This window comes from Bradyrhizobium sp. WD16 (genome assembly GCF_024181725.1).
GTDB lineage: Bacteria > Pseudomonadota > Alphaproteobacteria > Rhizobiales > Xanthobacteraceae > Bradyrhizobium_A.
This window is the reverse complement of sequence record NZ_CP028908.1, coordinates 858,001-870,345: the sequence shown is the minus strand read 5'-3', so window position 1 is coordinate 870,345 and position 12,345 is coordinate 858,001. Positions and strand designations below refer to the sequence as shown.

The 12,345-nt window shown below is 65.9% G+C and carries 11 protein-coding genes; 8 read left to right on the top strand and 3 right to left on the bottom strand.

The genetic code is table 11. The features are described 5' to 3' along the window. Positions 1-64 precede the first annotated feature (64 nt). Entirely contained in the window at positions 65-1,741 is a 1,677-nt protein-coding gene (gene murJ / locus DB459_RS04090) for a murein biosynthesis integral membrane protein MurJ (protein ID WP_253711669.1), read from the bottom strand. A gap of 531 nt (positions 1,742-2,272) precedes the next feature. Here murJ and nifA point away from each other — a divergent pair. The 7 genes from nifA to DB459_RS04055 all read left to right on the top strand — a co-directional run bounded on the left by nifA (position 2,273) and on the right by DB459_RS04055 (position 9,760). Further along, positions 2,273-4,021 (top strand): nif-specific transcriptional activator NifA, encoded by a 1,749-nt coding sequence (gene nifA / locus DB459_RS04085; RefSeq protein WP_253711668.1) that lies wholly within the window; start codon positions 2,273-2,275, stop codon positions 4,019-4,021. Between the two features lie 150 nt (positions 4,022-4,171). Next, positions 4,172-4,366: a 4Fe-4S binding protein gene (locus DB459_RS04080; RefSeq protein WP_253711667.1), complete on the top strand. Its 195-nt coding sequence runs from the start codon at positions 4,172-4,174 to the stop codon at positions 4,364-4,366. 222 nt (positions 4,367-4,588) lie between these two features. Continuing rightward, positions 4,589-6,067, top strand: coding sequence for a Fe-S cluster assembly protein SufB (sufB, locus tag DB459_RS04075; protein WP_253711666.1), 1,479 nt, complete (start codon positions 4,589-4,591; stop codon positions 6,065-6,067). Positions 6,068-6,098: 31 nt separating this feature from the next. After that, complete coding sequence (gene sufC, locus DB459_RS04070; RefSeq protein WP_253711665.1) at positions 6,099-6,857, top strand: Fe-S cluster assembly ATPase SufC; 759 nt, start codon at positions 6,099-6,101, stop codon at positions 6,855-6,857. A 3-nt stretch (positions 6,858-6,860) separates the two neighbouring features. After that, positions 6,861-8,186 (top strand): Fe-S cluster assembly protein SufD, encoded by a 1,326-nt coding sequence (sufD, locus tag DB459_RS04065; RefSeq protein WP_253711664.1) that lies wholly within the window; start codon positions 6,861-6,863, stop codon positions 8,184-8,186. A 3-nt stretch (positions 8,187-8,189) separates the two neighbouring features. Beyond that, on the top strand, positions 8,190-9,431 hold the full coding sequence (locus tag DB459_RS04060; protein ID WP_253711663.1) for a cysteine desulfurase: 1,242 nt from the start codon (positions 8,190-8,192) through the stop codon (positions 9,429-9,431). Beyond that, a complete protein-coding gene (locus tag DB459_RS04055) occupies positions 9,428-9,760 on the top strand; it encodes a nitrogen fixation protein NifZ (protein WP_253711662.1) in 333 nt (110 codons plus the stop codon). The genes DB459_RS04060 and DB459_RS04055 overlap by 4 nt, the downstream gene beginning before the upstream one ends. A 309-nt stretch (positions 9,761-10,069) precedes the next feature. On the opposite strand, the gene DB459_RS04050 is transcribed toward DB459_RS04055, so the two are convergent. Next, the gene (locus DB459_RS04050) at positions 10,070-10,528 is read right to left on the bottom strand and encodes a SufE family protein (protein WP_253711661.1); all 459 of its coding nucleotides are present in this window, start codon (positions 10,526-10,528) and stop codon (positions 10,070-10,072) included. A gap of 34 nt (positions 10,529-10,562) precedes the next feature. Further along, complete coding sequence (locus DB459_RS04045) at positions 10,563-10,997, bottom strand: hypothetical protein (protein ID WP_253711660.1); 435 nt, start codon at positions 10,995-10,997, stop codon at positions 10,563-10,565. Between the two features lie 404 nt (positions 10,998-11,401). On the opposite strand from DB459_RS04045, the gene nifH reads away from it, so the two are divergent. Further along, a complete protein-coding gene (nifH, locus tag DB459_RS04040; protein WP_253711659.1) occupies positions 11,402-12,286 on the top strand; it encodes a nitrogenase iron protein in 885 nt (294 codons plus the stop codon). The last annotated feature ends 59 nt before the right edge of the window (positions 12,287-12,345 follow it).

Below are 12,345 nucleotides of genomic sequence, written 5' to 3'. Positions count from 1 at the left end.
TGCGGCTGCTGCCCGACGGCGAGGCCAAGGCGGCCATGGATCGATAGGCCCGTTGCAAGCAAGATCAGCCGCCGTCGGGCGAGCCTCCTCGGTCGGACGGGGCGGCGCGGCCGGCGAGCCGTCGCCTGACGAGGCGGGCCACCTCGGTGACGTCGGCGACGCCGAACAGATAGGCCAGCACCGCGTAAAGGCCGACGCTGACGCTGCACAGCAGCGCGGCGCGCAGGATGACGACCAGCGCGTGCTGGCCGCCCAGCCAATGCGCCAGTCCGATGCGCAGGGTGAGGCCGACGCCGATGGCAATGGCGGCCGCGGCGGCGAGGCGGAGCGTCGCCGGCAGCAGGGCGGAACTGCGGTCGAGCGTGGTGCCGCGGGCGGCGGCTTCGCGTTCGAAGCGTCGCCGCTGCAGAAAGCCGAGCACGGCGACATAAACGATGATGGCCAGCGAGCTGGCGATCGCCAGCCCGGCGGTGCCGGCCTCGATCCGCAGCGCGACATAAAGCGGCACCATCAGCACGGCGATGATGGTGCCGACGAGAGTGGGCAGCCAGGTGCTCTCGAGCGCATAGAAGCCTCGGCTGATCACCGTCTGGGTGGCCCAGCCGCCGAGCCCGAGGCAGAGAAAGCCGAGCACGGTCGCGGTGGCCTGCGCGTCCGTGACGCTGAAGCGGTTGGCGAACAGCCCCCACACCAGATAGACGGCATCGAAGCCGGCGACGGTGAGGCAGATCTGGGCGGCGAAGGTGAGCGTCAGCACGAGACGGATCGCCCGCGCCAGCAGGTCGTAAGCCTCCTTCACCTGGCCGGTGGCGACGAGAGAGCTGATGGTCGGATAGGCGGCGACACCGGCAGCCATGCCGAAGATGCCGATCGGCACCTTCATCAGCGTCCGGCCATATTGCAGGTAGGACAGGGCGCCGACGCCGAGATAGGACGCCTGGTTCTTGACGATCCATTCGTCGACCACGACGATCGAAAAGCCGATCATGATCGGCGCCGACAGAAAGAGATAGCGCCGCAGGTCCGCGTCGCGGAACGAGAAGATCGGCAGCCAGCGCATGTGCGACCGGATGCAGCCGGCGAGCGGCAGGCCGAACGGCCCGACGATCGAGCCGGCGAGCACGCCCCAGGCGAAGCCGTCGGCGCCGAGCGCTGGATATTGGGTGCCGATCAGGCCGCCGGCGATGATCCCGGCGGAATAGACCAGCGGCGCCAGCGCCGGGAGCAGATGGCGGTTCTTCGCCTGCAGCGCCGCCGACAGCAGGCCGCCGACCAGATGAAAGATTTGGGCCGGCAGGATGATCCGGGTCAGCCGCACCAGGGTGTCGACATCGGCCGGATCGGTATAGCCGGGCGCGACCAGGGCGGTCAGCGGCCGCGCGAAGTAGAACAGCAGGACGAGGCCGAGGGTGCCGGCCAGCACCAGGAAATTGGCGATGACGCTGAAGGCGTGCCAGCCGCGCTTGTCGTCGCCGCGCTCGAGATAACCGAGGAAGATCGGGATGAAGACGATCGACAGTGCGCCGGCGGCCAGCAGGTAATTGAGGAAGTCGGGCAGGGTGAAGCTGGCGAAATAGAGGTCGGCCTGGCGGCTCGCACCCAGGGTCCGGCCGATGATCTGCTCACGGACGAGGCCGATCAGGCGACTGAGGAAGATCGAGGCGGCCCAGATGGCGGTGGCGATCCCGACAATGCGGGCGCGCCCGCCGCCGCCGTTTGCTCGCGGAAGGAGAGGGGACAAGGACGATCGTCTCCGGCGCGCCGCGCGCGGCGCCGTTGCGGCGATGGGTTCCGACCTGGCCGGCCGTAAACAAAGAGAAATGACTCTGCGAGTCCACTAAAGGAAACTCCGAGCCAAGACCACACTGGAATCGTGGGTTTTGCGTGCCCGTTTTGGCGACATGGAGCGCTGCCGCATCGCCGCCGACGAAGTTCGAGTCCAATCCGCTCACCGCCCTTCGCAAAACAGGGGACTATTTCGAACCGGCGGCGACGATCAAAAGTGACCGGTCAAAGTGAGTTAATTCGATCATAGACAATCTCGCGTCGGTTGATAATTGTCGGCAACTGCCCAAGACATCACCGTAATCAACCACAATTCGTGGGATTGCATATCTGCGCGTGGCGCGCGGCGCAGATTTTGTGCGAATGCGCGCCTACAGCTTCCGCAGCCATGCGGCCAAGTTGGGCACGACAATTCACCGATGCAGGCTCACTATCAACCAAAATACTGCAACATGGGAGAGAGATGCCCGGGACATGGAGATCTCGCATGGTCCGTTCCGAAGCATCGGCGATTGACGAAATGGGTGCGCGCGCCGGTATTCCTGTAATTCCCCTGAGTGAGATCGCGCTCACCGGAATCTACGAAATCTCCAAGATTCTCAACGCGCCGAACCGGCTCGAGACGACCCTTGCCAACGTCCTCAATGTCCTGACCTCGTTCCTGCAGATGCGCCACGGCGTCATCTCGCTCCTCGCCGACGACGACGTTCCGGACATCACCGTCGGGGTCGGCTGGAATGAAGGTGCGGATGAGCGCTACCGCGCCCGCCTGCCGGAAACCGCCATCGGTCAGATCATCGCCACCGCGGTGCCGCTGGTGGCCGAAAACATCGAAACCCATCCGCTGTTCGCCTCCGATGTCGGCGCGCTGGCCGACCGCGAGGGCGCCAAGGTGTCCTTCATCGGCGTGCCGATCCGCATCGCCAACCGGGTGATCGGGACGCTGACCATCGACCGCATCTGGGATGGCCGCTCGGTCTTCCGTCTCGATACCGACGTGCGCTTCCTCACCATGGTGGCGAACCTGATCGGCCAGACGGTTCAGCTCTATCGCGTCGTGACGCGCGACCGCGACCGCCTGATGGCCGAAAGCTCGCGCCTGCAGAAGGAATTGTCGGAACTCAAGCCGCCGCGTGACCGCAAACCCGTACGGCTCAAGGGCATCGTCGGCGACAGTCCGGCGCTGCGCGCCATGCTCGACAAGATCGCCATCGTCGCGCGGTCGCACTCGCCGGTGCTGTTGCGGGGCGAGTCCGGAACCGGCAAGGAACTGGTGGCAAAGGCCATTCATGAATTGTCGCCGCGGGTGAAGGGCCCCTTCATCAAGATCAATTGCGCGGCGCTGCCGGAATCCGTTCTCGAATCCGAATTGTTCGGTCACGAGAAGGGCGCCTTCACCGGCGCGGTGAATGCGCGCAAGGGGCGCTTCGAGCTGGCCGACAAGGGCACGCTGTTTCTCGACGAGATCGGCGAGATCTCGCCGGCATTCCAGGCCAAGCTGCTGCGCGTGCTGCAGGAGCAGGAGTTCGAGCGCGTCGGCGGCAATCACACCATCAAGGTCGATGTCCGCGTGGTGACCGCGACCAATCGCAATCTCGAGGAGGCGGTGGCGAAGAACGAGTTCCGCGCCGACCTCTATTACCGCATCAGCGTGGTGCCGATCCTGCTGCCGCCGCTGCGCGAGCGCCGCGGCGACATTCCGTTGCTGGCGCGTGAATTCTTGCGTCGCTTCAATGCCGACAACGAGCGCTCGCTGAGCTTCGACCCCGGCGCCATCGAGGTGCTGATGGGCTGCGGCTTTCCCGGCAACGTGCGCGAGCTGGAGAATTGCATTCAGCGGACCGCGACACTGGCTCACGGTCCCTCGATCGCCAACGACGACTTCGCCTGTCGTCGCAACGAATGCCTCTCCGCCCTGTTGTGGAAGGGGCATGCCGAGCTGGCGCCGCAACGGCTGCGGCCAGTGGTGTCGCTGCCGGTGCTGCCGCTCTCGGCAGGCAGCAGTGGCGCGGCGGAGAACAAGGCGCCGGGCGCGGCCCCTGCCGTCACCGAAGCTCCGTCACCGTTCGACGAGGCCGACGAGGCGCAGGGTGCGACGCCCGATCGCGGCCGTTTCATCGAGGCGATGGAAAGGGCCGGCTGGGTCCAGGCCAAGGCTGCGCGCCTGCTCGGCCTGACCCCGCGCCAGGTCGGCTATGCGCTGAAGAAGTACAACATCGAGGTCAAGCGGATCTGAAGTCGCGAGGGGCTGTCGGACATCCGACAGCCTGTCGCAGCCGCGACAGGGCGACCGTCGAGTTTCGAAAATCTCCTTGTAAATCAAATCGCTATAAGTTGGCACGAGGCTTGAAAGAGAGAACGCGTCGGCAAATCGCGGGAGCTCCTCATGGCCTATAAGATCGTCGCGTCGCAATGCACGGTGTGCGGCGCCTGTGAATTCGAATGTCCCAACGCGGCGATCAGCCTCAAGCGGGACATGTATGTGATCGATCCCAAGAAGTGCACCGAATGCGAGGGGCATTTCGATGCCCCGCAGTGTGCGGTGGTGTGTCCCGTGCCCGACACCTGCATTCCGGCGTGAGGCCGGCGCCGTGACGCGCGCAGGCGCCAGATCGGGTATCGGCCTTGCGGGCATCGCGCGCCGGATCGGCACACTGCTGCTCGCCATCGTCGCCGCCGAGGATCTGCGCCTGCGTGGCATCATCGCCTGCGCCGCGCAAGCGGGCAGCGCGGAGCGACGTGCGCGATCTGCGCGGCGCAAAGCTTGCTTGAGATCATAACGAACGCACCGGTGGGGTAGATCATGGCGGCTGTCCAGGAAACGATCGAACAGGTTCGCCAGATCGACGTCGATCAATATCGCTATGGGTTCGAGACGGCGATCGAATCCGAAAAGGCCCCCAAGGGTCTGTCCGAAGACACCATCCGCTTCATCTCGTCCAGGAAGGGCGAGCCGGCCTGGATGCTGGAATGGCGCCTCGAGGCCTATCGCCGCTGGCTGACCATGACCGAGCCGACCTGGGCGCGGGTCGATTATCCCAGGATCGACTACCAGGATCTCTATTACTACTCCGCCCCCAAGCAGAAGAAGCTCGCCTCGCTCGACGAGGTCGATCCGGAGATTCTGGCGACCTACGACAAGCTCGGCATTCCGCTGCGCGAGCAGGAGATGCTGGCCGGGGTCGAGCGGCCCGAAGGCGAGCGCAGGATCGCGGTCGACGCGGTGTTCGATTCGGTCTCGGTCGCCACCACCTTCAAGGCCGAGCTGAAGAAGGCCGGCGTCATCTTCATGCCGATCTCGGAAGCGCTGCGCGAGCATCCCGAGCTGGTGCGCAAGTATCTCGGCAGCGTCGTGCCGACCTCCGACAACTTCTTCGCCACGCTCAATTCGGCGGTGTTCTCCGACGGCTCCTTCGTCTACGTCCCCGAGGGCGTGCGCTGCCCGATGGAGCTGTCGACCTATTTCCGCATCAACGAGCGCAACACCGGCCAGTTCGAGCGCACCCTGATCATCGCCGACAAGGGCTCCTATGTGAGCTATCTCGAAGGCTGCACCGCGCCGCAGCGCGACGAGAACCAGCTCCACGCCGCGGTGGTCGAGCTGGTGGCGCTGGACGACGCCGAGATCAAGTATTCGACGGTGCAGAACTGGTACCCCGGCAACGCCGAGGGCAAGGGCGGCATCTACAATTTCGTCACCAAGCGCGGCGACTGCCGCGGCCGCAATTCCAAGATCTCCTGGACCCAGGTCGAGACCGGCTCGGCGATCACCTGGAAATATCCCAGCTGCATCCTGCGCGGCGACAATTCGCGGGGCGAGTTCTACTCGATCGCGATCTCCAACGGCTACCAGCAGGTCGATTCCGGCACCAAGATGATCCATCTCGGCAACAACACCACGAGCCGGATCATCTCCAAGGGCATCGCCGCGGGCAGGTCGCAGAACACCTATCGCGGCCTCGTCAGCGCCCATCGCAAGGCGAGGGGCACGCGCAACTTCACCGCCTGCGATTCGCTGCTGATCGGCGACGAATGCGGCGCGCACACCGTGCCCTACATCGAGGCCAGGAACGCCTCGGCGCTGTTCGAGCACGAGGCGACGACCTCGAAGATCTCCGAGGACATGCTGTTCTACTGCGTCCAGCGCGGGCTGTCGCAGGAGGAGGCGGTGGCGCTGGTGGTCAACGGATTCGTCAGGGACGTGCTGCAGCAGCTGCCGATGGAATTCGCGGTCGAGGCCCAGAAGCTGATCTCGATCTCGCTGGAAGGAAGCGTGGGCTGAGGCCGCAACGCGTATCACGAGGAGAAGTCGCATGACGCCGCTGTTGCAGATCCGGGGCCTCGAGGCCGAAGTCGCCGGTCGCAAGATCCTCAAGGGCCTCGATCTTACCGTGAACAAGGGCGAGATCCACGCCATCATGGGGCCGAACGGCGCCGGCAAATCGACCCTGTCCCATGTGCTGGCCGGCAAGCCCGGCTACGAGATCACCGCCGGCGAGGTGCTGCTCGACGGCGAGGATCTGCTCGCCATGGCGCCGGACGAGCGCGCCGCCAAGGGCGTGTTCCTGGCCTTCCAGTACCCCATCGAAATCCCCGGGGTGGCGACCCTGACGTTCCTGCGGACCGCGTTCAACGCCCAGCGCAAGAAGCGCGGCGAGGAGGAGCTGTCGTCGCCGGACCTGCTCAAGCGCGTGCGCGACATCGCCAAGGACCTCGGCATCGACGCGGAGATGCTGCGCCGGCCGGTCAATGTCGGCTTCTCGGGCGGCGAGAAGAAGCGCAACGAGACGCTGCAGATGGCGCTGCTGCAGCCCAAGCTTTGCGTGCTGGACGAGACCGATTCCGGTCTCGATATCGACGCGCTCAAGGTGGTGGCGAACGGCGTCAATGCGCTGCGCTCGGCCGAGCGCGGCATGATCGTCATCACGCATTACCAGCGCCTGCTCGACTACATCGTGCCGGACGTCGTCCACGTGCTCGCCGCGGGACAGATCGTGCGGACCGGAGGCAAGGACCTGGCGCTCGAGCTGGAGAAGACCGGTTACGCCCAGTACCAGAACGAGGCGGCGTGAGCCATGAATGCCATCGCCCATCCGATCAAGTCCCCGATGAAGACCAAGGCCGAGCTGGCGCTGGCCGCCGCCTATCTCGGCGCGCGCACGGCGCTGCCGGGCGGGCCCGATGTTGCCGCCCAGCGCAAGGCGGCGATCGATCTGTTCGGCCGCACCGGCCTGCCCAGCCGGAAGCTCGAGGGATGGAAATACACCGATCTGCGCCAGCTGATGCCGGAGATGGCGCCGCTGGCGAAGCCGGAGGCGATGGCCTCTCTCGGCGGCCAGATGCTCGCCGCGCTCGGCTTTCGCCGGCTGGTGATCGTCAACGGCAGCCTCATTGCCGCGGCCTCCGATCTCGCCGGGCTGGAAGCCGGACTGGCGATCCGCTCCATGGCCGAGGCGCTCGCCGCCGACGAGCCCTTGCTGGAGCAGCGCCTCGGCGACGTGGTTCCGCCGGATGACGCCAGCCTCGCGCTCAATACGGCGTTCGCCGGCGACGGCGTGGTGCTGACGGTGGCGCCGGGTGCGGCGATCGAGCGCCCGATCCACCTCGTCTTCGTCACGACGGGCGAGCGCGCGGTTTCGTCGTTCACCCGCTCGCTCGCGGTGATCGGAGCCGACGCCAAACTGACGTTGGTCGAGACCCACGAGGGGCCCGACAAGACCGACTATCAGGTCAACGCCGCGCTGCAGCTCGTGATCGGCGAGGGCGCCGAGGTCGAACATGTCCGGGTGATCGGCGAGGGCAGCACGGCGCTGCACGTCGGCACCCTGCTCGCCCATGTCGGGCCGCGGGCGACGTTCAACAGTCTGAGCTTCATCAGCGGCGGGGCGGTGATCCGCAACCAGCAGTTCATCCGCCTCGGTGGCGAAGGCACCGTGGCCGGCATTCGCGGGGTGAGCCTGTTGTCGGGGACCCAGCATGCCGACACCACCCTGGCGGTCGATCATGCCGCCCCCGGCGGCCAGAGCCGCGAGGCGTTCAAGTCGGTGCTGGACGATCAGGCCCGCGCGGTGTTCCAGGGGCGGATCACGGTGCGGCAGGCGGCGCAGCAGACCGACGCCAAGATGATGTCGCGGGCGCTGCTGTTGTCGGACGATGCCCGCGCCGACCACAAGCCGGAGCTGGTGATCTTCGCTGACGACGTGCAATGCGGTCACGGCTCGACGGCTGGTCCGCTCGACGATCAGCTGACCTTCTATCTGATGGCGCGCGGCATTCCCGAGCGCGAGGCGAGAGCGCTCCTGGTCCAGGCCTTTGCCGCCGAAGTGCTCGATCCACTACCCCATGACGGACTGCGCGAGGTGCTGTCGAATGCTACTGCGGCGTGGCTGAAGGAGCACTGAGCCATGCATCCGGCGGTGAGCGACGGCGGCTATGATGTGGCGCGGCTGCGCGAGGACTTCCCGATCCTCGGCATGACCATTCACGGCAAGCCGCTGGTCTATCTCGACAACGCCGCGTCGGCGCAGAAGCCGATGGCGGTCCTCGATCGGATGACGGCGGCCTATACCTCCGAATACGCCAATGTCCACCGCGGCCTGCATTACCTCGCCAATGCCGCCACCGACGCCTATGAGGGCGCCCGCGACAAGGTGGCGAAATTCCTCAATGCGGCGCGCAGCGACGAGATCGTCTTCACCCGCGGCGCCACCGAGGCGATCAACCTGGTGGCCCAGACCTTCGGTCGCGAGCGGATCGGCGAGGGCGACGAGATCGTGCTCTCGATCATGGAGCACCACGCCAACATCGTGCCCTGGCATTTCCTGCGCGAGCGCCAGGGGGCGGTAATCAAATGGGCGCCGGTCGACGATGAGGGCAACTTCCTGCTCGACGAGTTCGAGAAGCTGCTGTCGCCGCGGACCAGGATCGTCGCCATCACCCAGATGTCGAACGTCCTGGGATCGACGGTGCCGGTCAAGGAGGTGGTGCGGATTGCCCATGCCCACGGCATTCCGGTGCTGGTCGATGGCGCGCAGGGGGCGGTCCATCTCGACGTCGACGTCCAGGACCTCGACTGCGATTTCTATGCGATCACCGGTCACAAGCTCTATGGCCCGACCGGCATCGGCGCGCTGTACGCCAAGCATGCCCATCTCGCCGCGATGCCGCCGTTCAATGGCGGAGGCGAGATGATCCGCGAGGTCAGCCAGGACCGCGTCACTTACGGCGAGCCGCCGCATCGCTTCGAGGCCGGCACCCCGGCGATCGTCCAGGCGGTCGGGCTCGGTGCGGCGCTGGACTATATCGCTTCCATCGGCAAGAGCCGGATCCGGGCGCACGAGGCCGATCTCGTGGCCTACGCCCATGAGCGGCTCGGCGAGATCAATTCCTTGCGGATCATCGGCAAGGCGAAGGGCAAGGGCGCCATCGTCTCCTTCGAGGTCGAGGGCGGCCACCCGCATGACTTCGCCACCATCATCGATCGTTCCGGCGTAGCCGTACGCGCCGGCACCCATTGCGCGATGCCGCTGCTGGAGCGTTTCGGCGCGGCGGCCACCTGTCGCGCATCCTTCGCGCTCTACAATACGCGCCAGGAGGTGGACGAACTCGTCCGGGCGGTAGTCAAGGCCAAGGAGTTCCTCGCATGAACGCGCCGCAATGCATCTGCTTTCATTCCGCCGGCGGTCCGGCGCTGCGCGACGTCCAGCGCCGGAAAGTAAGGCAATTTCCCTGTCCGGCGCCGAAGCAGGAACTCAACGGCGATTTCAGGCCGGGCGATACGGTGCGCGCGCTGCGGCCGGTGGCCAATGACGGCATCTATCCTCACAAGGATGTCGGCGAGATCGTGGTCCAGAGCAACGATCTCGGCATCATCCGCGAGCGCTGGAGCTTTCTCGGCGAGATCTATTACACCGTCGAATTTCCGCGCCCCGCCGCCGTGGTGATCATGCGCGGCCGCGAGATGACGCCGCTGTAGCCGCGCGCGGACCGCTGTCTGCGCGACCCATCGGCGCGTCCAATCCCCAGCGGTCATCCCCGCTGTCGCGAGCTCGGCGGGGAAATTCGTTCTTCGTCATGCCCGCTCTTGCCCGCCTTCGCCAAGAAGCTTCGGCGTGCCCAACCATCGTGCCGGGTCGAAACCGACGGCGAAGACCGGTCGCGGGCGTCCGCAACCGGACGGCAGTTCGGCAAAGAAAAACGTGGATGGCCGCGACAAGCCAGGACAAGCCCGGCCATGGCCAAAGAAAACGCTTCGGCGTTCAGATTGTCGATCGGTGTCTCCACGCTACCGCGCCGCCGCCTCCGCGTCCCGCCGGATGCGGTCGACCATGGAGCGGAAGCCGTTGGAGCGCTGCGGCGTAAGGTGCTCGCGCAGGCCGAGGCGCTCGAACAGCGCGATCGGATCGGCGGCGAGGATCGCCTTCGCGGTCCGGCCGGACACCATGGCCAGCAGGATGGCGACAAGACCGCGCACGATGTGGGCGTCGCTGTCGCCGGAGAAGCTCAGCACGGCCGCCTCGCCGGAGCCCTCGGTGCGTACGGCCAGCCAGACCTGGCTGGTGCAGCCCTGGACCTTGTTGACGTCGCCGCGGTCGGCCTCGGTCATCGGCGCCAGCTTGCGACCGAGTTCGATGACATAGCGGTAGCGGTCGTCCCAGTCGTCGAGCAGCGAGAAATTCTCCTCGATGTCCTCGATGCTGCTCGGCGTCTCGGTCGGCGGCGTGGCGGTCAAGACGAGGTCCATGGCGATCTCCGAGGGAGAAGAGGGGGAAAGGGTATCAGGCGCGGCCGTCGCCCAGCAGCGCGGCCACCGTATCGCGGACGTTGTCGACGGTGATCGGCTTGCGCAGGATGCCGTCAGCCCTTCGGCCGAACGGACCGCAATGCGCGGCAGCGTCGTCCGAGTCGTTTCCGGTCAACGGTCTGCCGACCGTATTTGCGAGCAGCAGAAGCTTGGTCTGCCCCAGATCGGCGAGATCCTGCCGGCTTGGCGTCGTGCCGTCAGCCAATCCGTCGCCGACCAGGATCAGGTCGGGGCTGTGTTTCGCGGCGCCGGCGCCGAGCTGGTCGAGGCTCGCATAGGCGTGGGTCTCATAGTGGTCGCGCAGGATGAAGGTGAGGGCGGAGCGGATGACCTCGTCATCCTCGACGACGAACAGCACCGGGGCGTTTGACGTGAGCCGAAGATCGGTCAGCCGGACATTGTTCTGCATGCTGTCACCTTGTCGTCGTCATGGCCCTCTGTCCCAGGAGCCAAGCAAGCGACATACCACGGCGCCGCCCATGGCCGGCGGGCTGTCCGATCGGCGCCAGGCAGCGTGTTGAATTCCGGACAGGTGCCGTCGCCGGCGTCGGCCCCCGCCGCGTCATGTCGGGTTTACAACAACCGCCGGGCGATCTGGTTATCTCCTTCCGATTCAACCGTTTTTTAAAAAGCATAAGCGCTGGCACGGTCGTTGCAAACCTCAGGGCTGCAAGGCCCGAACGCGGTGCTGGTGATCCATCCCGCAGGGCCGACGAGGTCGGATCGCTCCAGCAGCAGACGGGGCGGACGCGATCAGAGCGGACACCTGAGTTAGCGAAATCGAGCGGACAACGGACTTCCAAGGAGAGCACCATGTCGTCACTGAGACAAATCGCATTCTACGGCAAGGGCGGGATCGGCAAGTCGACCACCTCCCAGAACACGCTGGCGGCGCTGGCCGAGATGGGCCACCGGATCCTGATCGTCGGCTGCGATCCCAAGGCGGACTCGACCCGTCTGATCCTGCACGCCAAGGCGCAGGACACCATCCTCAGCCTGGCCGCCAACGCCGGCAGCGTCGAGGACCTCGAGATCGAGGAAGTGATGAAGATCGGTTACCGCGACATCCGCTGCGTCGAGTCGGGCGGTCCGGAGCCGGGCGTCGGCTGCGCCGGCCGCGGCGTCATCACCTCGATCAACTTCCTCGAGGAGAACGGCGCCTATGAGGACATCGACTACGTCTCCTACGACGTGCTCGGCGACGTGGTGTGCGGCGGCTTCGCGATGCCGATCCGAGAGAACAAGGCGCAGGAAATCTACATCGTGATGTCCGGCGAGATGATGGCGATGTACGCCGCCAACAACATCTCCAAGGGCATTCTCAAATACGCCAATTCCGGCGGCGTGCGCCTCGGCGGCCTCGTCTGCAACGAGCGCCAGACCGACAAGGAGCTCGAGCTGGCGGAAGCGCTGGCCAAGAAGCTCGGCACCCAGCTGATCTACTTCGTGCCGCGCGACAACATCGTGCAGCACGCCGAGCTGCGCCGCATGACCGTGCTGGAATATGCCCCGGATTCGGTCCAGGCCGGCCACTACCGCACGCTGGCGCAGAAGATCCACGTCAACGCCGGCAAGGGCATCATCCCGACCCCGATCACCATGGACGAGCTCGAGGACATGCTGATGGAGCACGGCATCATGAAGGCGATCGACGAGTCTCAGATCGGCAAGACCGCCGCCGAGTTGGCCACGGCCTGACGCCCTTCCGCCGCCCGGCATAGGCCGGGTGGCGGCTCCCCATTGCATCAAGCGAGGAC